Origin of the sequence: Citrobacter sp. Cpo126, from assembly GCF_030332445.1 — a bacterium.
Classification (GTDB): domain Bacteria; phylum Pseudomonadota; class Gammaproteobacteria; order Enterobacterales; family Enterobacteriaceae; genus Citrobacter; species Citrobacter portucalensis.
Map to the genome: position 1 here is coordinate 515467 of NZ_JAOWHT010000043.1, position 20702 is coordinate 536168.

The following is a 20702-nucleotide window of genomic DNA, read 5'->3' on the forward strand; positions in this document are numbered from 1 at the left end:
GAGGAATTATGAAACACTGTCGGGATTCGTCTGAATGCTGACGCGGCTTTGCGAGGCGTTACGCAACAATCGGTGGTGAAGATAGCGAATACGCAATTGTGCGATAGAGTGCTGACAAGGCAAAAAGGAGGAAAGTCAGAGATTTCAGCAGGACGCTGGAACGGGAAAGCCCCTCCCGAGGAAGGGGCCAAAATAAGGAAAGGGTTATGATGAAGTACGTCATCATACTGGTGATACTCTTAGTCATTAGCTTACCGGCTTACTAAGACACCAGGGGGAGGGGAAACCTTCCCTAACCCTCACTCCTGAAAATAAGCCACAGCAAGGATGATGTCAATACGCACACTTTTCAGCATGCGAGCGGCTTAGCGGAAAACAACGTCAGCCCAGCGGGCCAGTCCGGCGGTGACAGAACCGAAGTCATCGCCACCCGCGATAGGGATCCCGGGAAGCTGCTGGGCGAGGGCTTTTTTAATCAGCGGCGAACGCGCGCTGCCGCCGGTCAGATAAATCACGTCTGGTTTTTCCTGTGCGTTGTCCAGCGCCAGCTGGACCTGCTCGAGAATACGCGCCAGGGGCTGATTGAGCGCAGCTTCCAGTCCGTGTTGATTGATATCGGTTGCCAGCGTGTCGCTGATAAACGGTATCGCCGCCGTTACAATAGTCTGGTCGGAGAGTGCGATTTTGCTCTCTTCTGCACTACGCACCAGGCGATAGCTCAGACGCTCGCGCCAGACTTTAAGCAGCAGAGCGACTTTATCGGCTTCTCTCGCGTCGCGGACAAGATCGTTGAGCAGTCGACCGTTGGCGCTGCTATAGAAATCACTTTGCGCGGGAACGTCGTTGATTGCGACCGCGTTCCACCACGGGAGAATCGGTAAGGCGATACCTTTTTCTGTCTCACCGCCCATACCTAGCAGTGGCATCAGGTGTTTAAACGCCAGCGCGATATCCAGATCGTTCCCGCCTACGCGGCAGCCACTGTGTCCCAGCAGGCTGTTTTCGCGATCGGCACGCTGATGCCATTGCGGCCCCATCAGCAGCAGTGAACAGTCGGTCGTACCCCCGCCGATATCCACCACCAACACGCGTTTTTCTTCCTGCAGCGTTGCTTCGTAATCCAGTCCCGCCGCTACCGGCTCGTACTGGAAGACGACATCCTGAAAACCGGCGCGTTTGGCCGCACGTTCAAGAATACCCTGCGCCTGGGTGTTGGCGTCATCGCCACCTAATCCCTGGAAGTTGATGGGCCGACCAATCACGGCCTGAGTGATAGCTTCCGGCAGCTGGCTTTGCGCCTGGTTGCGAATGTGCAGCATCATTGCACAGACCAGATCTTCAAACAGCGCAACCTGCTGCGGCTTCAGACCGCTGGCGCCCAAAAATGATTTTGGCGATTTAACGAAGTACACCTCTTCCGGGTCTTCAATATACTGACCCAGCGATGCCAGACCGAACTGTACGCTGTTGGCGTTAACGTCGATGTCTTCTTCGCGGTTGTAGCGCATCGCACGGCGAAGCAGCGCCTGCGTTTCATCGTCCGTAGTTGGGATGTCGTGATGGCGATACAGCCACTCGCTAACCGCTTCGCGCGTTGGTGCGCACAGCATTGAGGGTAGCAGCGTGCTGTTATTTTCCATTTTGAGCAGGTGGGGCTGCCCATCACGCATAACGGCCACTGAACAGTTTGCCGTACCGTAGTCAAAACCAATAAACACCGTAAAAATCCCCATGCCAGTGAAGAAGGGGCGTGACTTTAACGAATAGTTGACGCCCCGACAACTGGAATATGAAAGCAAGGCGTACTGATTGAATACCGTTTATGCTGTAGGTTTGCGTAAAAAGGAAAACTGAATGTTCACGCTGAGCTGGCAACCACCTTATGACTGGCCCTGGATGCTGGGATTTCTTGCCGCCCGTGCGGTTGAAGGTGTCGAAACCGTAGAGGAACTGAGCTATGTCAGAAGCCTGTGCGTAGGGGGGCATCGTGGTCTGGTGCGCGTTGTCCCGGATCTGCACGCCAACGTGCTACACGTGACATTGAGCACAGGGTTACAGCCGGTCGCCTCCGAGTGTCTGGCAAAAATAACGCGCTTGTTCGATCTTGGCTGTTGCCCGCAGCAAATTATCGCCGCGCTGGGTAGCCTCGGTGCGGCGCGTCCGGGACTGCGCCTGCCGGGATGTGTCGATGCGTTTGAGCAAGGGGTACGGGCGATTTTAGGGCAGTTAGTCAGCGTATTGATGGCCGCTAAACTGACGGCGAAAGTGGCGCACGCTTACGGGGAAGCGCTGGAGGATGCGCCCGAGTATGTGTGTTTTCCTACGCCGGAAGCGCTTGCCAATGCCGATCCGCTACGCCTGAAAGCGTTAGGAATGCCGCTCAAACGCGCTGAAGCGTTGATTCACCTGGCTCATGCAACCCTTGAAGGAACGCTCGCGACAACAGCCCCTGCCGATATCGAACAAGGCGTTAAGCAGCTACAAACGTTTCCCGGGATAGGGCGCTGGACCGCCAACTATTTCGCGCTACGTGGTTGGCAGGCGAAGGACGTTTTTCTGCCGGATGATTATCTGATTAAACAGCGTTTTCCCGGCATGACACCGGCCCAGATCCGACGGTATGCAGAGCGCTGGAAACCCTGGCGCTCCTATGCCCTGTTGCATATTTGGTATACGGATGGCTGGCAACCGTCAGTTGATGGCGAAATTACTGGTATTCAGTAGCAGATCCAGCGGTTGGGCGTCGGCAATAATATCGCCATAAATCATATCAACACCGATGCCAGAAAGCGTATCCATGATGAGTGGCAACTGCACCGGACCGGCGATAGTTTTTATGTCCAGGCGCTGGGCATGACCCTGGATAATGGACACCCACATTTCGTCGTTCAGGTTGCCGGGAGCGCTGGCACTTAGCTCGCTGTCGAGCAACAGGTAATCGACAATGTGATATTTCAGGTTGTCAAAGAGCTCTAAATCGCGACCAACCTGACTTAATACAATTCGACAGCCGTACTGGCGCAGCCGATGCAGGGCGGATATCGCCTGCGTTGGGTTGGTTTTGATGACGCTTGCCGGAATGGTCAGATGCAGCAATCGCGGCGGTAGTGGACTGCGTTGCAAGTGCTCCAGCAACTCATCGATAAGTTCTGTGTTGAGCAGGCCGACGGCGGAAAGGGGCAGGGCAATACTGAGGCCCTTACTGGCTACTGCTTGGGCAGAGTTCTGGAAGAACTCGCTAAATACCCGACGGTCAAGCGCCTTGCTTAACGCGGGATCGACCAGCCCGGCGCGGAAGGCTTGCTCCTCAATGACTTCACCCTCAGCGGTGCCTAAGCGAAGCGAGAGAAGCCAAAAGCTAAACGTCTCCGGTATACGCGGGGAAGCCACACCTCTGGCGATCATCAGCATTGGATTGTGCATAATGGTGTGTCTTTGTTCATCCAATGTCAGTTGACTACGCGCGGCATGGGCCTGGCTTTGCTGAGGTTCATAGACACAGACTCGCCCACGGCCGCTGTTTTTCGCCGCGTAGCAGGCGATATCGGCCTGAGACATCACATCGGTCGCGACATGGTTTTTCTCATCAATGAGCGTAATCCCCGCACTGGCGCCAATGCGGTGTAACCGGCCCTCCCACATAAAGTGGTAATCGTTGATGGCGCTGATGATGCGACCTGAGATAAAGCGGGCGCTTTCGATATTACAATCCGGTAGCAACAGACCAAACTCGTCGCCGCCCAGGCGTGCCAGCATATCGCTGGATCGCAACATGCTGAGCATAAGTGCAGAGAGTTCACGCAGCAGAGCATCGCCGGCGGCATGACCCGCGCTGTCGTTCACCGCTTTAAAACGATCCAAATCGATAAAAACCAGTACATGGCGCTGGTGCGTGTCGTGTACCGAATGCAGCAATTGTTTTAGATGGTTTTCGAAGCTGACCCGGTTTGCCAACTGGGTCAGGTCATCATGCGAGGCGCTGTAGCTAAGCTGGCGGAGCATCTTCCGCGACTCTGTGACGTCCTGAATAACCAACACCGAGCCAATGCTGCCGCCGTCGAGGGTGCTGAGGGGCGTGATGCTGTACTGAATGTCATAACTGTTGCCGTTACGACAATGCAGAACCACTTCCTGTTCGATTGCCGTACGTGACATGTCAGCACTGTAGATATTTTCCATCAGCGGACCGTTCTCGCCAAAAGTAATATGTAGTACCGTCAATAGCGGAATGCCGATGGCACTGTCCTGCTGCCAGCCGCTCATTTTCTCAGCAACCGGATTCATAAAGGTCACGTTCATATCGACATCAATACAAATCACCGCTTCGCCGATTGAATCCAGCGTAATGTGAAGGCGCTCTTTTTCCTGATACAGCGCTTCGTTAAGCTGCTTGACTTCGGTCATATCCATATTGATACCAAGTAAGCGTTCAACTTCACCGTCTTTATTCAGTACCCGGTTGGCCAACGAGCGGATATGGCGTATGCCATCTTTTACCGCGATACGAAACTCAAGTTTGAACGGAGCCCGTGCGGCCAGCGAATCACGAATCACATTTTCGGCGTACTCACGATCTTCGGGTACCACGCACTCATACCAGACTTGCCAACTGGGCTTGATATGCGCAGGAACTTCGTAGAGATCGAACATCCGTTTATCCCAGCTGATCACGTCAGGCTGGAGTTCCCATTCCCAGATCCCAATCCCCCCGGCTTCATTGGCGAGGGTAATGCGCTCCATCAACCGTTTGTTAATCCACTCGGTATGCTTCAGGTCGTTAATGTCCTCAACCTGCGCGATAAAATAGAGTGGGGTATTGTCGCTATGACGTACCAACGAAACGGCCAGCAACGCCCAGACGACGTCGCCCGAACGGGTGTAATAGCGTTTTTCCATGGAATAGCTATTAATCTCTCCGCGTGCCAGCATGTTCAGCTGTTCAATGTCGTTGTTCAAATCTTCCGGCCAGGTTAATTGCTGGAAGGTCAGTGAACGTAACTCCTCCTGGCTATAGCCCAGAAACTGACACAAGGCTTTATTGGCCTGTAACCATTGCCCCTCGGTACCGACTAACGCCATGCCAATCGCGGAATATTCCATGGCGTTGCGAAAGCGTGACTCGCTTTCTGAAATGTGCTTGCGTTCGGCTCGAAACGCGTACATCACCATGGTCATCATATTAGCTGGCAACAGGATCATCAAAAACGGCAACCAGGGGATGTCCGTCATCATGTTCGGTTTCGGGGTGTAAAGCAGCGAAGGGTCGGCAGCCAGCATCAGCGAAACCATCATCACGGTGCTGAGGAATATTAAAAACGCCTCCATACGCGGCAGACGGACAGCGCTCCACATCAGCAGGACAATAACGCAGGTAAATGGCCATGGAATGTACATCATGGACAGCCAACTGAGCGTTAAGGTCACCAGCAGGGTAATCAGGGTCTCAAGCAATAATCGCGGGTCGCGATGGCGCAACAGGTAATGTGGTTTAAACAGTAAACCTAACGGCACCAACGCCAGTGCGCCAATGGATTCTGACAGTACCCAAATGAGAAAGGTATTTAACGACGTGTCCTTCGGCAGCAACAACCACATCAAAATGCCGCCCAACAGTGGCGGAACAACCGCGCTACCAAATGCCAGGCGCGCCCAGTCATTCAAATTTTGTAAGGGATTGTACCAGGGCAGCAGTTTACGCAATAACATTGCGCCAACAACAGCCTCAATAATGTTAATGACCGTATAGGAGAAATTAAGCGACTGTCCGGGGAAAAAAAGTAAAGAGGCGCCGATGCTACCGAATGAGCAAGCCAGCGCGATCCCAGGCCACATCTTTCCCGCGTGACGGTAAAAAGCCACCATCATGATAGAGGTTGGAAACCACAGAGGGGCAAGCTGTGCGCCGTAACGTGATAGTTCCAGCGAAAACAACGTAAAGATGAAAGCCACCAGACCTAAACTGGCCAGGCGCAGTAGAGGATGGGGTAAGGTAACTAAAACATGTTGGGATTGTTTACTCATTACCACTCTACCCAAATAGCCGTTGTCGCCCAGCAGAGATGCCGGACGCATCACATTTAATCTGGGATTATGCTAGTACAAACAATTTACAATTTATACGCCAGCTGCTCATAAATTAACACTCCCAAGCTATTAATTCCTAAGGCAGGTGAATAAATATAGCGGCTGTTCTAAATCTGACCATTTTAATTTGCGACAGGGACAGCATTGGTGCAGCCTGGGGTGGCATCGCGCCGCTGAAATCCCTATAATTGCCGCGTTTGGCGTTTCGACGCCGCCCTTCCTTACATCCAGGTTAATCAGGTCGCTAAATTTATGACTGATCAGTCCCATCAGTGCGTCATTATCGGCATTGCCGGCGCATCGGCTTCCGGCAAGAGCCTTATTGCCAGTACTCTTTATCGCGAATTGCGTGAACAAGTCGGTGACGAACATATTGGCGTTATTCCCGAAGACAGCTATTACAAAGATCAAAGCCATCTGTCGATGGAAGAACGCGTAAAAACCAACTACGACCATCCGAACGCGATGGACCACAGCCTGCTGTTTCAACATCTGCAAACGCTGAAGCGCGGCTCTGCCATTGAGCTGCCGGTTTATAGCTATGTTGAGCACACGCGTACGCAAGACACTATTCATATCGAACCGAAGAAAGTCATTATCCTGGAAGGCATTTTGCTGCTGACGGATGCGCGTTTGCGCGATGAGATGAACTTTTCTATTTTTGTTGATACGCCGCTGGATATTTGTCTGATGCGCCGTATCAAGCGGGATGTGAATGAACGTGGTCGTTCAATGGATTCGGTGATGGCGCAATACCAGAAAACCGTCCGTCCAATGTTCCTGCAATTTATTGAGCCTTCAAAGCAATACGCCGACATCATTGTGCCGCGCGGGGGTAAAAACCGCATCGCCATCGATATTCTGAAGGCTAAAATCAGTCAGTTCTTTGAATAAGTTCAGCGAATTGTGTACCGTTCAGTGATAACCTGGTTCACCCTTAACGCACCTGGCATTAAGGGTTTGAAGCACGAAAGGAGAAAGTGCCATGCGTTTATGTGACCGAGATATTGAAGCCTGGTTGGATGAAGGTCGCCTGTCGATCACTCCACGCCCTCCTGTCGAGCGAATCAATGGCGCCACGGTAGATGTGCGTCTTGGCAACAAATTCCGTACGTTCCGCGGTCATACGGCGGCGTATATCGATTTGAGCGGACCGAAAGATGAAGTCAGCGCCGCGCTGGATCGCGTGATGAGTGATGAAATCGTCCTCAAGGACGGCGAGGCATTCTTCTTGCATCCGGGTGAGCTTGCGCTGGCAGTAACATTCGAATCCGTGACGTTGCCTTCCGATCTCGTCGGTTGGTTAGATGGCCGTTCATCTCTGGCGCGTCTGGGACTGATGGTACACGTCACCGCACACCGTATCGATCCGGGCTGGTCTGGCTGTATCGTACTGGAGTTTTACAACTCCGGAAAATTACCGCTGGCTCTGCGTCCGGGCATGCCGATTGGCGCGCTAAGTTTCGAACCGCTTTCCGGTCCGGCAGCGCGACCATACAACCGTCGTCAGGATGCGAAGTATCGCGACCAGCAGGGCGCCGTTGCCAGCCGGATCGATAAAGACTGAGTGTTTTTCAGTCCATTGGGGATAGCATGAGACGATTTCTGACGACGCTGATGATTCTTCTGGTCGTGCTGGTGGCTGGCTTTTCTGCGTTAGTACTGTTGGTGAATCCGAATGATTTCCGCGCGTATATGGTCAAGCAGGTTGCCGCACGTAGCGGATATCAGCTGCAGTTGGATGGCCCCCTGCGTTGGCACGTATGGCCGCAACTGAGTATCCTCTCAGGGCGAGTGGTGTTAACAGCTGAAGGCGCCAGCGAGCCTCTGATTCGTGCCGACAATATGCGTCTCGACGTCGCGTTGTGGCCGCTGTTGAGCCACCAGCTCAGCGTGAAGCAGGTGATGCTCAAAGGCGCAGTGATTCAACTGACCCCGCAAACTGAGGCGGTGCGCGGTAAAGATGCGCCCGTTGCCCCAAAAGACAATATGTTGCCCGATCTGGCGGAAGACAAAGGGTGGTCGTTTGATATCGCCCGTTTGCGCGTTGCCGACAGTGTTCTGGTATTCCAGCATGAAGACGACGAACAAGTTACCGTTCGTGATATTCGTCTGGAGATGGAACAAGATAGCCAGCACCGCGGCACGTTTGATTTTTCCGGGCGTGTGAACCGCGATCAGCGCGATCTCGCGTTATCCTTTAACGGCACGGTCGATGCCTCCGATTATCCGCACAACTTATCTGCGAATATCGAGCAGTTAAGCTGGCAATTGCAGGGGGCCGATCTGCCGCCCCAGGGGATCAACGGTCAGGGACATCTTCAGGCGCAATGGCTGGAAGAGAAAAAACAGCTTTCGTTTAGCCAGATAAATTTGACCGCCAATGACTCTTCGTTCTCCGGGCAAGCACATGTGGCCTTGTTGGAAAAACCGGAATGGGCCGTCGACTTAAAATTTGGTCAGCTCAATCTGGATAACCTGCTCGTACAGCATGATGCAGCGGCGACAGCAAAAGGTGATGTTCAGCAAGGTCAGAGTCAGTCAACGCTGGCGCGCCCCGTCATTGCTTCCCAGGTTGATGCCGTTTCGTATCAGGGACTCAAGGGTTTTTCGGCAGACATCGCTTTGCAGGCTGACAAAGTGCTGTGGCGGAAAATGGCGTTTGAGAATGTTTCGGCAAAAATAGACAACCAGTTCGGCTTACTGAACATTGCGCAGTTGCAGGGAAAAAGTGATGGCGGGCTGATCTCACTGCCCGGCACGCTGGATGCCAGAAAAGGAGAACCGCGAGCGGTCTTTCATCCGCGCCTGGAAGGTGTGGAAATTGGCACGATTCTGAAGGCCTTTGATTACCCCATCGCACTCACCGGCAAGCTGTCGCTGGCGGGAGATTTTTCCGGCTCAGATATTGACGCCCAGGCGTTTCGCCATAGCTGGCAAGGGCAGGCCCATGTCGAAATGAACGATACGCGAATGGAAGGGATGAACTTCCAGCAGATGATTCAACAGGCTGTAGAACGCAGCGGTGGGGATGTTAAATCTCAGCAAAACCTCGATAACGTGACCCGGTTGGATCATTTTGTAACCGATATGACGCTGGATAACGGTGAGGTGACGCTGGATAACATGGCAGGGGAGTCCGCGATGTTGGCGCTAACCGGCAAAGGAACGTTAGATCTGGTGAAGCAGAATTGCGACACGCTGTTTAACATTCGCGTGCTGGGCGGTTGGGATGGCGAAAGTAAGTTGATTAGTTTCCTGAAGGCCACCCCGGTTCCTCTCAGGGTCTATGGCCAGTGGCAATCACTGAACTACAGTCTGCAAGTTGATCAGCTTTTGCGTAAGCATCTGCAGGATGAAGCAAAACGTCGTCTGAATGACTGGGCAGATCGCAATAAAGATTCCCGCAACGGCAAAGATGTTAAAAAGTTGCTGGATAAGCTCTGATTCATATTGCCGGATGGTGGCTAATGCCCCATCCGGCTCGTGACTTACACCTCGTAATCCATCTCTTCTTCACCGTGTAGCGGTATCAGCTGGACCTTTTGCACGCGATGATTTTCCACCTGCAGGGTTTTTAGCCGATAGTCGCCAACCTGGACTTCCTCCCCGGTTTTCGGGATGCGCTGCAAATACTCCATTAACAGTCCGGCAATGGTGTGATACTCACGCTTATCGTCTAACGGGATAGGCACGTACTGCACCAGGTCTTCCAGTGGCATATGTCCGTTAGCGGTCCACGAACCATCGGCGTTTTTCTGAATATCATGACGGGCGTCGATTTCCTCTACCTCGTTTGGCAGATTGCCGGCGATGGTTTCCATCACATCACTCAGCGTCACAATCCCTTCGACGGAACCAAATTCATCGGCTACAAACGCGAAGTGCGTGCGGGCATTACGGAACTGCTCAAGCGCCGGAAGCAGCGGCAAGGTCTCCGGGAACACCAGCGGCTGGCGAATCAAGACGCGCAGGTCGAGCGGTTCGCCGCGCAGAGACTGTTGCAGTAAATCGATGACATGCACCACGCCCAGCAGTTCCTCCTGCTCGTCTTCGCCAGTGACCACCAGACGCGTATGCTGGTTTTTTTCCAGTAAGGCGCGGATTTCTGCTTCGGGCGCATTGAGGTCGATATGTTCAATATCATGGCGCGAGGTCATGATACTGCTGACGGTACGCTGATTGAAGTTCAGCACACGTTCAATCATCCGCCGCTCCTGAGGCGCAAAAATCTGACCTTCATGATGATCCGCCAGCATCGCCGCGGTTTCGGCATCCAGTTCGGCATCTTCTTTTTGCCCGCTCAGCAGTCGCATTACCGCCTCGGCGGTGCGCTGGCGCAGAGTATGGTTGGCTGAGAGGAAGCGACGACGGTTAAAGATAGCCAACTGGTTCAATGCTTCGATCATGACCGAGAAGCCGATGGCCGCGTACAGGTAACCTTTCGGGATATGGAAACCAAACCCTTCGGCCACCAGACTGAAACCAATCATCAGCAGGAAGCTCAGACACAGAATAACAATAGTTGGATGGCTGTTAACAAAGCGCGTCAGCGACTTGCTGGCCAGCAACATCAGGCTGATGGCAATAATGACTGCCGCCATCATCACCGCCAGGTGATCGACCATGCCAACAGCGGTAATGACGGAATCCAGAGAGAAGATGGCATCAAGCACCACGATTTGCGCGACCACACCCCAGAACTTAGCGCCTTTACGCTGGGTGGGGTTATCGCTGTCTTTCCCTTCCAGCCGTTCGTTGAGCTCCATAGTGGCTTTAAACAGCAGGAAGAAACCACCGAACAGCATGATCAGATCGCGGGCGCTGAAGCTGAGATCGCGAATGCTGAACAGCGGCGTGGTCAGCGTTACCAGCCAGGATATTGATGCCAGCAGCAGCAGGCGCATAACCATCGCCAGCAGTAGCCCGGTAATACGCGCCTTATCCCGCTGGGCAGGAGGTAGTTTCTCCGCGAGGATGGCAATAAAAACAAGATTATCAATGCCAAGAACAAGTTCGATCACGATTAACGTGACCAGTCCGGCCCAGATTGACGGATCGGCAATCCATTCCATAGTAAATGCTATACCCATAGTTGTATGACAATTGTCACAATTCGATCATGGGTAAAACTGGCGAAAAATGCAATGGCGAGAAGGGATTTCTCTGTCGGTTATATCAGAACTGATGCAGGATAATAGCCTTAATGTAACTACAGGAAATGATTTTATTAATCTAAATATATTTAGGAAATATCGCAGGTGGAGTATTTCTATATCAATGTTGTCAATATCAATAAAATCCTAAAAATATATAAATCCGACGCTTAATATTAATCTTAAAAGCCAGGTATCGGCGGTTTGTTATCTTGCCTGATATTCGCATAGCTGCAACAATTCTTGCGGTAATAATCAAAAGATAAATATTTCCTCATCAATCAGTGGCGCCATTCCCGATGCGTTAACGCTGTAAATGTGATGAAAATAAAGGAGAGGATAAAAATTTAAATTAATCAGTGCATTGGTAGCTAGTGAAGCCAGGGGCGGTAGCGTGTCTGGTCGCCTGAAACAAGCCTAAATTATTCTGTCAAGAGACCGCAGATGAATTCATTTTTTTTAGGACTGATGCCAGTTAAATTCCATTTCAATTAACGGCAAGGTAAATACGTACAGGCGAAGTCGCTATTTAGATTGCATGTGATAAATACTCTGCCAAAGTGATAAATAATCAATGATGAAATCCAAACTTAAATTGATGCCAGTATTGGTATCGGTGATCTTGATAAACGGTTGTACCGTGCTTCCGGGCAGCAATATGTCTACGATGGGCAAAGATGTGATTAAACAGCAGGACGCTGATTTTGATATCGATCGCATGGTGAATGTTTATCCACTTACGCCACGGCTGGTCGAACAATTACGTCCTCGACCAAATGTTGCCCAGCCAAATATGTCGCTGGACCAGGAGATTTCCGGATATCAGTACCGGGTCGGCCCGGGGGATGTCCTGAATGTGACCGTCTGGGACCATCCTGAACTCACCACGCCAGCTGGGCAGTACCGTAGCTCAAGCGATACCGGCAACTGGGTGCAGCCTGATGGCACCATGTTTTACCCCTACATCGGCAAAGTCAGCGTGGTGGGAAAAACGTTGGCAGAGATTCGTAGTGATATTACCGGGCGCTTAGCGAAGTACATTGCTGACCCGCAGGTGGACGTTAATATCGCCGCTTTCCGCTCGCAGAAGGCCTATGTCTCCGGGCAGGTGAACAAATCCGGCCAGCAGGCCATCACCAACGTACCGCTTACCGTTCTCGATGCCATTAACGCCGCTGGCGGTCTCACCGAGGCAGCAGACTGGCGCAACGTTGTACTGACTCATAAAGGGCAGGAGCAACGTATTTCACTGCAAGCGCTGATGCAAAATGGCGACCTGAGCCAGAACCGGCTGCTCTATCCTGGCGACATTCTGTTTGTTCCGCGTAATGACGATCTGAAAGTCTTCGTAATGGGGGAAGTGAAAAAACAGAGCACCCTCAAAATGGACTTCAGCGGCATGACGCTTACCGAAGCGCTGGGCAATGCCGAAGGTATTGACCTGACCACCTCCAATGCCAGCGGCATTTTCGTTATTCGACCATTGAAAGGTGAGGGCGGGAACAACGGCAAGATCGCCAATATCTATCAGCTTGATATGTCCGATGCGACGTCGCTGGTGATGGCAACATCATTCCGACTCCAGCCATACGATGTGGTGTACGTCACTACCGCGCCGGTTGCTCGCTGGAACCGTTTGATCAATCAGTTGCTGCCGACTATTAGCGGTGTTCGCTATATGACGGACACGGCCAGCGACCTTCACAACTGGTAATCATCATGTTTAACAAAATCTTAGTTGTCTGTGTGGGGAACATTTGTCGTTCCCCGACGGCAGAGCGCTTATTAAGGCAATTTCATCCGGCGTTAACGGTCTCTTCAGCCGGTCTTGGGGCGCTGGTGGGGAAAGGCGCGGATCCGTGTGCTATTAGCGTGGCGCAGGAGCACAACCTGTCACTGGATAATCATTGTGCCCGGCAGATCTCGGGACGAATGTGCCGGGAGTATGACCTGATCCTGACCATGGAAAAGCGCCATATCTCTGCCTTGTGTGAAATGGTGCCGGAGATGCGCGGCAAAGTGATGCTTTTTGGGCACTGGGACAGCGAGCGCGAAATTCCCGATCCGTATCGTAAAAGCCGTGATGCGTTTGACGCGGTGTACGCATTACTTGAACGGTCTGCCCGCCAATGGGCTCAGGCACTGAACGCAGAGCAGGGAAAACAATGACAGAAAAAGTTAAACAGTCTGCTGCGCCGCTAACGGGCAATGATGAAATCGATATTGGTCGTCTGGTTGCAACGGTGGTGGAAGCCCGCTGGTGGGTATTAGGTATTACCACGGCTTTTGCATTGTGTGCCGCGGTCTACACGCTGTTCGCCACACCCATCTACAGTGCGGACGCGCTGGTGCAAATTGAGCAAAATACCGGAAATTCACTGGTGCAGGATATTGGCTCGGCGTTGTCGAACAAACCGCCGGCCTCGGAAGCGGAAATTCAGCTCATCCAGTCGCGTCTGGTATTAGGGAAAACGGTAGACGATCTTAACCTCGATATCGCCGTTACCAAAGATACATTCCCTATTTTTGGCGCGGGCTGGGACCGGCTGATGGGCCGCCAGAACGAAACGGTTAATGTGACCACCTTCACGCTGCCAAAGGCAATGAATGAACAGACCTTCACGCTCAATGTGCTGAATGACACAAGCTATCAACTGGTGAGTGACGGGGGTTTTAGCGCCCGGGGGCAAGTCGGCAAAGTGTTGGAACACGATGGCGTGACGATGCTGGTTGAGGCGATTCATGCCAGCCCGGAGAGCCAATTTACCGTCAGCAAATTCTCCACGCTGGGCATGATAAACACCCTGCAAAATAATCTGATGGTGGCGGAAACAGGCAAAGACACCGGCGTATTGAGCCTGACGTTTACCGGTGAAGACCGCGAGCAAATCCGCCAGATCCTCGACAGTATTACCCGCAACTATCTGCAACAAAACGTGGAACGTAAATCCGAAGAGGCTGCCAAAAGTCTGGCGTTTCTGGCAAAGCAACTGCCTGAGGTGCGTAATCGGCTGGACGTTGCTGAAAACAAGCTGAACGCCTTTCGTCAGGATAAAGACTCCGTGGATTTGCCGCTGGAAGCCAAAGCGGTGCTGGATTCGATGGTGAATATCGATGCGCAGCTGAATGAACTGACCTTCAAAGAAGCGGAGATTTCCAAGCTGTTCACCAAAGCGCATCCGGCGTACCGCACGCTGCTGGAAAAACGCCAGGCGCTGGAAGATGAGAAAAGTAAGCTGAACGGGCGCGTAACGGCGATGCCGAAAACGCAGCAGGAAATTGTTCGTCTGACGCGTGATGTGGAGTCCGGTCAGCAGGTCTATATGCAGTTGCTGAACAAGCAACAGGAACTGAAGATTACCGAGGCCAGTACGGTCGGTGATGTGCGCATTGTCGATCCCGCGATTGCCCAACCTGGCGTGCTGAAGCCGAAAACGGCGCTGATTATTCTCGGCAGTATCATTCTCGGTTTAATGCTTTCGGTGGTGGGCGTACTGCTGCGTTCTCTGTTTAATCGCGGTATTGAAAGCCCGCAGGCGCTGGAAGAGCATGGTATCAGCGTGTATGCCAGTATTCCGCTATCTGAATGGCAAAAAGCGCGTGATAACGTTCAGACCATTAAAGGTGTGAAACGCTACAAGCAAAGCCAGCTGTTGGCCGTGGGGAATCCAACGGATCTCGCCATAGAAGCGGTCCGTAGCCTGCGTACCAGCCTGCACTTTGCCATGATGCAGGCGCGTAACAACGTGTTGATGCTGACCGGCGTCAGCCCGTCGATTGGTAAAACGTTTGTCTGCGCCAACCTGGCGGCAGTCATCAGCCAGACCAACAAACGCGTGCTGTTGATCGACTGCGATATGCGCAAAGGCTATACCCACGAACTGCTGGGGACCAATAACGTCAACGGCCTGTCTGAGATCCTGATTGGCAAGGGGGATATCTCATCCAGCGCCAAACCGACATCGATTCCGCATTTTGATCTGATCCCTCGTGGTCAAATCCCTCCCAATCCTTCCGAGCTGTTGATGAGCGAACGTTTCGGCGAACTGATTGCCTGGGCCAGCTCGCACTATGACCTGGTGTTGATTGACACCCCACCAATTCTGGCGGTGACCGACGCGGCGATTGTTGGCCGTCATGTCGGCACCACGCTGATGGTGGCGCGTTATGCGGTCAACACGCTGAAAGAGGTGGAAACCAGCCTGAGTCGCTTCGAGCAAAACGGCATTCAGGTGAAAGGGGTGATCCTCAACTCGATCTTCCGCCGTGCCAGCGGGTATCAGGATTACGGCTACTACGAATACGAATACACGTCGGATGCGAAATAAATCACCAACCCTGCCGGATGAGGCGAAAACGCCTTATCCGGCCTACAAAAGCGTATCTATCCGGAAACGAAAATGACGACAGAAAACCCGCTAATTTCAATTTATATGCCAACCTGGAACCGCCAGCAGCTGGCCATTCGGGCGATTAAATCGGTGTTGCGCCAGGACTACCCTCACTGGGAGATGATCATTGTGGATGATTGCTCTTCCTCATATGAGCAGTTGCAGCAGTTTGTTGAGGAACTCAACGATCCGCGCGTGTCGTATACGCATAATTCCACCAACTCCGGGGCCTGTGCGGTGCGTAATCAGGCCATTATGCTGGCCAACGGGCAATACATTACGGGGATTGATGATGATGATGAATGGACGCCGAACCGACTGAGCGTGTTCCTGCAGTATCGGCATCAACTGGTCACACGGGCGTTTCTGTATGCCAATGACTATGTCTGTGAGGGCGAAGTGTATTCGCAGCCGACCAGTCTGCCGCTCTATCCGAAGTCCGTTTATTCACGCCGCAGGTTTTATAAGCGCAACATCATTGGTAATCAGGTATTTACCTGGGCATGGCGGTTTAAAGCATGCCTGTTCGATACCACGCTGAAAGCGGCGCAGGATTACGACATCTTCCTGCGCATGGTGGTGGCGTATGGCAAACCGTGGAAGGTCAAAGAGGCGACGCAGATCCTGCATGTGAATCACGGCGAGATGCGTATTACCTCATCGCCGAATAAATTCTCCGGCTACTTTCAGTTTTACCGCAAGCACAAAGGCAAATTTGACCGGGCCAGCAAGAAATATCAGTTGTTTACCCTCTATCAGATCCGCAACAAACGGATGAACTGGCGCACGCTGCTGACGCTGCTTTCTGTTCGCAACAGTAAGCGTCTGGCCGACGGACTGCGAGGACGCTAAGTATGCTGGAAGATTTACGCGCGAACGGCTGGAGTCTGCGCCCCTGCTGCATGGTGGTGGCCTATCGGATTGCCCATTTTTGCTCCGTCTGGCGTAAAAAAAACATCATAAACAACCTGTGGGCGGCGCCGGTGCTGGTGCTGTATCGCCTTATCACCGAATGCCTGTTTGGCTATGAAATTCAGGCTGCTGCATCAATCGGTCGTCGTTTCACCATCCATCATGGTTATGGGGTGGTTATCAATAAAAACGTGGTGGCGGGGGATGATTTTACCCTACGCCACGGCGTCACTATCGGCAATCTTGGTGCCAACGATCCATCTTGTCCGGTCATCGGTAACGGCGTTGAGTTGGGGGCCAATGTCACTCTGCTCGGCGACGTTGCTATTGGAGATAACGTGACGATTGGCGCCGGGAGCGTCGTGGTGGATAGCGTCCCGGACAATACGCTGGTCGTGGGCGAGAAGGCACGGGTGAAGGTAATAAAATGAAGATATTACAGTTTAATGTGCGACTCGCAGAAGGCGGTGCAGCAGGCGTGGCGTTAGATTTGCATCTGAGGTCGCTGGAAAAAGGACTGTCGTCGCGCTTTGTGTACGGCTATGGCAAAGGTGGCAAGAAAAGCGCCAGCCACAGGGATTATCCGCATGTTATCAAACATACGCCGCGTCTGACATCGGTGGCGAATATTGCGCTATTTCGTTTCGCGAACCGCGACATGTTTGGCAATCTCAACAAGTTATACCGTGAAGTTACCTGCACCAGCGGCCCACTGGTACTGCATTTTCATGTGTTGCACAGCTACTGGTTGAACCTGGAAGAGGTGGTGACCTTTTGCCAAAAAGTGAAGGCGCATAAATCGGATATCACCTTCGTCTGGACGCTGCACGATCACTGGAGCGTGACCGGGCGCTGTGCCTTTACTGATGGCTGCGAAGGCTGGAAAACGGGCTGCCAGAAATGCCCAACGCTCAGCAACTATCCGCCGGTAAAAATCGATAAAGCCCATCAGCAGTTGCCCGGCAAGCGGCAGATGTTTCGCGCCATGCTGGCGCTGGGCTGCCAGTTTATCTCACCCAGTCAACATGTGGCCGAGGCATTCAACAGCCTGTATGGCGTGGGACGATGTCACATTATTAACAACGGTATTGATGTGGCAACTGAAGCCATTCTTGCCGAACTACCCGCGATGCCTGCGGAGAGCGGTCGGCCGAAAATTGCCGTGGTAGCTCATGACCTGCGCTATGACGGCAAAACCAGTCAACAACTGGTGCGAGCGATTAGCGCGCTTGGGGACAAAATTGAGCTGCATACCTTCGGCAAATTTTCGCCATTTGCGGGAGATAACGTCATCAACCACGGTTTTGAGAGCGATAAGCGCACGTTGATGAGTGCGCTTAACCAGATGGATGGACTGGTGTTCAGCTCCCGTGTCGATAACTACCCGCTGATTCTGTGTGAAGCGCTTTCCATCGGCGTACCGGTAATTGCCACGCACAGCGATGCCGCGCAGGAAGTGCTGGCTAAATCAGGCGGCAAAACGTTCAGCGAAGCGGACGTATTGCAGCTGGTGCAGCTGAAAAAATCAGACATTGCGCAGGCGGTATTTGACACGTCCCTTACCGCGTTCAGTCAGCGCAGTCGGGTGGCATACAGTGGGCAACAGATGCTGGAGGAATATGTCTCGTTCTATCAGAATCTGTAGCTATCTGGTGCTACCGCTGCTTTATCTGCTGGTTAACGTCAAACTTGCCCAGCTTGGCGAGAGCTTCCCGATAACCATCGTCACGTTCTTGCCCGTTCTGCTGTTGCTGTTTGTCGAGCGCATCAATATCAAAAAATTAATGATTGCGCTGGGCGTAGGGGGCGGGCTGACGGCGTTTAACTACCTGTTCGGCCAATCACTGGATGCAAGCAAGTACGTAACGTCAGCGATGCTGTTTGTTTATACCGTGGTGATCATTGGCATGGTGTGGAGTATTCGCTTCAAAACCATTTCACCGCATAACTATATTAAGATTTTGCGTTTTTTCTGGCTGGTGGTGGGACTGGTGGTGGGGTTAGCTGCGGTTGAAATGGCACAGATAATTCTTAGCGGCGGCAGCAGTTTAATGGAAGTTATTTCGAAATATCTTATTTACAGTAACAGCTATGTTCTGAACTTTATTAAGTTTGGTGGGAAACGTACCACTGCGCTCTATTTCGAACCGGCATTCTTCGCTCTGGCGTTAATCTCAATTTGGCTCAGCATCAAACAGTTTGGTATCAAAACACCTAAGTCCGATGCTATGATTCTGGCAGGGATAATATTATCAGGATCGTTTTCAGGGGTAATGACGTTTATTTTGTTTTATCTCCTGGAGTGGGCGTTCCAGTACCTGAATAAGGATGCGATAAAAAAGAAGCTGCCGCTGGCGATAATCTCATTAAGCGTGTTTTTAGTTGGGGTGATATTTGCTTTTCCGTACATCGCAACGCGGCTTGGTGATTTAGGAACTGAAGGTTCGTCATCGTATTATCGTATCGTAGGGCCATTAGTGATGGTCGGTTATTCGTTACTGAACGTTGATGGCGTAGTGAGATTTGGCTCACTTTATGAATACGTTGCTTCATTCGGAATTTTTAACGGTGCAGATGTCGGTAAAACAATAGACAATGGTTTGTATCTGCTGATTATTTATTTTTCATGGTTCGCGGTGATATTAGCCCTGTGGTACATGGGGAAGGTCATGAAAATGATGATCAATGCGTTTGGCGATAATCAGAATTATCGGGTGCAGCTTTATCTTTTTACACCGTTGTCACTGTTTTTTACAGGTTCAGTATTTAGTCCGGAATACGCATTTTTAATTGTGTGTCCGTTTATATTGCGCAAGGCGCTGAATATCGCGAGGTAACTCACATGCTGCTCAGTATCATTACCGTCGCCTTTCGCAATCTGGAAGGGATCGTCAAAACTCACGCATCGCTGGCACATCTGGCGCAAGCGGGTGATATCAGTTTTGAGTGGATTGTTGTTGATGGCGGCTCCTCGGATGGTACGTCGGCGTTTCTTGAAGGGCTCAGTGGGGAACACCGGTTACGGTTTGTCAGCGAGCCGGATAACGGCATCTATGATGCGATGAACAAAGGCATCGCGATGGCGCGCGGGCGGTTCGCGCTGTTCCTCAACTCCGGGGATATTTTGCATGCGGATGCGGCACATTTTATCCGCCAGCTAAAAATGCAGAGCGACCAAACCATGGTCATTGGCGATGCGTTGCTGGATTTCGGCAATGGCAACAAAATTAAGCGCCGGGCAAAACCGGGTTGGTATATTTATCACAGCCTGCCCGCCAGTCATCAAGCGATATTCTTTCCGCTCTCAGGACTGAATGTCTGGCATTATGATTTGCAATATAAAATATCGTCTGATTACGCGTTGGCAGCCCAATTATACAAGTCCGGTTACGCTTTTAAAAAGCTTAGCGGGTTGGTATCGGAGTTTTCTATGGGCGGAGTGTCAACGACGAATAATCTGGAATTGTGTCGGGATGCCAAAAAAGTACAGCGCCAGATATTACACATGCCAGGTTTTTGGACCGGTTTGTCAGAATATTTACGTCTGCGCACAACCGGTAAAACAAAAACCTTATATGGGAAAACGTAAGGGCATATTATGCAGGACTTAAGCGGATTTAAAGTGCCTGGAGGTTTTCGCGGCGGTGGTGCTATTAAAGTGCAATTATGGTGGGCGGTGCAAGCAACATTATTTCGCTGGTCTCCACAGGTCATGTATCGCTGGCGTGCATTTTTATTACGAATGTTTGGCGCAAAAATAGGAAAAAACGTAGTCATTCGGCCTTCAGTAAAAATTACTTATCCGTGGAAATTAACCCTGGGAGATTATGCCTGGGTGGGTGACGACGCGGTTTTATATACGTTAGGTGATATTACGATTGGCGCCCATGCGGTTATTTCGCAAAAAAGTTATTTATGCACCGGGAGTCATGATTATGCCAGTCAACATTTTGATATTAACGCCACGCCGATTGTGGTTGGCGCTAAATGCTGGTTGGCGACAGATGTCTTTGTCGCGCCTGGCGTGACGATTGGTGATGGCACCGTCGTTGGAGCACGAAGCAGCGTATTTAAATCGCTGCCAGCAAATGTTGTTTGTCGGGGAAATCCCGCAGTAGTCACGCGCGAACGCGTCGAGAAAGTTACTCCCTGAGGGGAT

At 51.8% G+C, this 20702-nt stretch carries 17 protein-coding genes; 14 read left to right on the forward strand and 3 right to left on the reverse strand.

What is annotated here, in order from left to right:
* The first annotated feature begins 206 nt into the window (after nucleotides 1-206).
* Nucleotides 207-266, forward strand: a complete 60-nt coding sequence (locus OGY17_RS22950) for a type I toxin-antitoxin system Ibs family toxin (RefSeq protein WP_106672390.1) — start codon at nucleotides 207-209, stop codon at nucleotides 264-266.
* 99 nt (nucleotides 267-365) lie between these two features.
* Here the strand turns inward: OGY17_RS22950 and yegD are convergent, their stop codons facing one another.
* The gene (gene yegD / locus OGY17_RS22955; protein WP_032943940.1) at nucleotides 366-1718 is read right to left on the reverse strand and encodes a molecular chaperone; all 1353 of its coding nucleotides are present in this window, start codon (nucleotides 1716-1718) and stop codon (nucleotides 366-368) included.
* 136 nt (nucleotides 1719-1854) lie between these two features.
* Here yegD and alkA point away from each other — a divergent pair, with 136 nt between their 5' ends.
* Complete coding sequence (gene alkA / locus OGY17_RS22960; protein WP_191215610.1) at nucleotides 1855-2724, forward strand: DNA-3-methyladenine glycosylase 2; 870 nt, start codon at nucleotides 1855-1857, stop codon at nucleotides 2722-2724.
* Here the strand turns inward: alkA and OGY17_RS22965 are convergent.
* On the reverse strand, nucleotides 2692-6021 hold the full coding sequence (locus tag OGY17_RS22965) for a diguanylate cyclase (protein ID WP_286608430.1): 3330 nt from the start codon (nucleotides 6019-6021) through the stop codon (nucleotides 2692-2694). The genes alkA and OGY17_RS22965 overlap by 33 nt on opposite strands.
* A gap of 315 nt (nucleotides 6022-6336) precedes the next feature.
* Between OGY17_RS22965 and udk the strand changes: the two genes are divergently transcribed.
* From udk to asmA, 3 genes are all read left to right on the forward strand, one after another.
* A complete protein-coding gene (udk, locus tag OGY17_RS22970) occupies nucleotides 6337-6978 on the forward strand; it encodes a uridine kinase (protein ID WP_003036776.1) in 642 nt (213 codons plus the stop codon).
* Between the two features lie 91 nt (nucleotides 6979-7069).
* Complete coding sequence (gene dcd, locus OGY17_RS22975) at nucleotides 7070-7651, forward strand: dCTP deaminase (protein ID WP_003834269.1); 582 nt, start codon at nucleotides 7070-7072, stop codon at nucleotides 7649-7651.
* Between the two features lie 26 nt (nucleotides 7652-7677).
* A complete protein-coding gene (gene asmA, locus OGY17_RS22980; protein WP_008785206.1) occupies nucleotides 7678-9531 on the forward strand; it encodes an outer membrane assembly protein AsmA in 1854 nt (617 codons plus the stop codon).
* A gap of 44 nt (nucleotides 9532-9575) precedes the next feature.
* On the opposite strand, the gene OGY17_RS22985 is transcribed toward asmA, so the two are convergent.
* The gene (locus OGY17_RS22985; protein ID WP_032941964.1) at nucleotides 9576-11159 is read right to left on the reverse strand and encodes a TerC family protein; all 1584 of its coding nucleotides are present in this window, start codon (nucleotides 11157-11159) and stop codon (nucleotides 9576-9578) included.
* Between the two features lie 655 nt (nucleotides 11160-11814).
* On the opposite strand from OGY17_RS22985, the gene OGY17_RS22990 reads away from it, so the two are divergent.
* The 9 genes from OGY17_RS22990 to wcaF all read left to right on the forward strand — a co-directional run bounded on the left by OGY17_RS22990 (nucleotide 11815) and on the right by wcaF (nucleotide 20696).
* The gene (locus OGY17_RS22990) at nucleotides 11815-12954 is read left to right on the forward strand and encodes a polysaccharide export protein (protein ID WP_003834266.1); all 1140 of its coding nucleotides are present in this window, start codon (nucleotides 11815-11817) and stop codon (nucleotides 12952-12954) included.
* A gap of 5 nt (nucleotides 12955-12959) precedes the next feature.
* Nucleotides 12960-13409 carry a low molecular weight protein-tyrosine-phosphatase Wzb gene (gene wzb, locus OGY17_RS22995; RefSeq protein ID WP_008785204.1) on the forward strand — a complete coding sequence of 150 codons (450 nt, stop codon included), beginning with the start codon at nucleotides 12960-12962 and terminating at the stop codon, nucleotides 13407-13409.
* Entirely contained in the window at nucleotides 13406-15568 is a 2163-nt protein-coding gene (gene wzc / locus OGY17_RS23000; RefSeq protein ID WP_020996655.1) for a tyrosine-protein kinase Wzc, read from the forward strand. The genes wzb and wzc overlap by 4 nt, the downstream gene beginning before the upstream one ends.
* Before the next feature lie 72 nt (nucleotides 15569-15640).
* Nucleotides 15641-16483: a colanic acid biosynthesis glycosyltransferase WcaA gene (wcaA, locus tag OGY17_RS23005; RefSeq protein WP_008785202.1), complete on the forward strand. Its 843-nt coding sequence runs from the start codon at nucleotides 15641-15643 to the stop codon at nucleotides 16481-16483.
* 2 nt (nucleotides 16484-16485) lie between these two features.
* Entirely contained in the window at nucleotides 16486-16974 is a 489-nt protein-coding gene (gene wcaB, locus OGY17_RS23010; protein WP_008785201.1) for a colanic acid biosynthesis acetyltransferase WcaB, read from the forward strand.
* Nucleotides 16971-18188, forward strand: coding sequence for a colanic acid biosynthesis glycosyltransferase WcaC (gene wcaC, locus OGY17_RS23015; RefSeq protein WP_008785200.1), 1218 nt, complete (start codon nucleotides 16971-16973; stop codon nucleotides 18186-18188). Before wcaB ends, wcaC begins: the two co-directional genes overlap by 4 nt.
* Nucleotides 18163-19380, forward strand: coding sequence for a colanic acid polymerase WcaD (wcaD, locus tag OGY17_RS23020; protein ID WP_020996654.1), 1218 nt, complete (start codon nucleotides 18163-18165; stop codon nucleotides 19378-19380). The genes wcaC and wcaD overlap by 26 nt, the downstream gene beginning before the upstream one ends.
* Nucleotides 19381-19385: 5 nt before the next feature.
* Entirely contained in the window at nucleotides 19386-20132 is a 747-nt protein-coding gene (gene wcaE, locus OGY17_RS23025; protein WP_008785198.1) for a colanic acid biosynthesis glycosyltransferase WcaE, read from the forward strand.
* A gap of 9 nt (nucleotides 20133-20141) precedes the next feature.
* Nucleotides 20142-20696 (forward strand): colanic acid biosynthesis acetyltransferase WcaF, encoded by a 555-nt coding sequence (wcaF, locus tag OGY17_RS23030; protein WP_001153539.1) that lies wholly within the window; start codon nucleotides 20142-20144, stop codon nucleotides 20694-20696.
* Nucleotides 20697-20702: the final 6 nt, after the last annotated feature.

Bases quoted from the DNA above. Each gene is read 5' to 3' on its own strand.
- alkA (WP_191215610.1), top strand. From the start codon at position 1,855: ATGTTCACGCTGAGCTGGCAACCACCTTATGACTGGCCCTGGATGCTG.
- OGY17_RS22965 (WP_286608430.1), bottom strand. From the start codon at position 6,021: ATGAGTAAACAATCCCAACATGTTTTAGTTACCTTACCCCATCCTCTA.
- udk (WP_003036776.1), top strand. From the start codon at position 6,337: ATGACTGATCAGTCCCATCAGTGCGTCATTATCGGCATTGCCGGCGCA.
- dcd (WP_003834269.1), top strand. From the start codon at position 7,070: ATGCGTTTATGTGACCGAGATATTGAAGCCTGGTTGGATGAAGGTCGC.
- asmA (WP_008785206.1), top strand. From the start codon at position 7,678: ATGAGACGATTTCTGACGACGCTGATGATTCTTCTGGTCGTGCTGGTG.
- OGY17_RS22985 (WP_032941964.1), bottom strand. From the start codon at position 11,159: ATGGAATGGATTGCCGATCCGTCAATCTGGGCCGGACTGGTCACGTTA.
- OGY17_RS22990 (WP_003834266.1), top strand. From the start codon at position 11,815: ATGATGAAATCCAAACTTAAATTGATGCCAGTATTGGTATCGGTGATC.
- wzb (WP_008785204.1), top strand. From the start codon at position 12,960: ATGTTTAACAAAATCTTAGTTGTCTGTGTGGGGAACATTTGTCGTTCC.
- wzc (WP_020996655.1), top strand. From the start codon at position 13,406: ATGACAGAAAAAGTTAAACAGTCTGCTGCGCCGCTAACGGGCAATGAT.
- wcaA (WP_008785202.1), top strand. From the start codon at position 15,641: ATGACGACAGAAAACCCGCTAATTTCAATTTATATGCCAACCTGGAAC.
- wcaB (WP_008785201.1), top strand. From the start codon at position 16,486: ATGCTGGAAGATTTACGCGCGAACGGCTGGAGTCTGCGCCCCTGCTGC.
- wcaC (WP_008785200.1), top strand. From the start codon at position 16,971: ATGAAGATATTACAGTTTAATGTGCGACTCGCAGAAGGCGGTGCAGCA.
- wcaD (WP_020996654.1), top strand. From the start codon at position 18,163: ATGTCTCGTTCTATCAGAATCTGTAGCTATCTGGTGCTACCGCTGCTT.
- wcaE (WP_008785198.1), top strand. From the start codon at position 19,386: ATGCTGCTCAGTATCATTACCGTCGCCTTTCGCAATCTGGAAGGGATC.
- wcaF (WP_001153539.1), top strand. From the start codon at position 20,142: ATGCAGGACTTAAGCGGATTTAAAGTGCCTGGAGGTTTTCGCGGCGGT.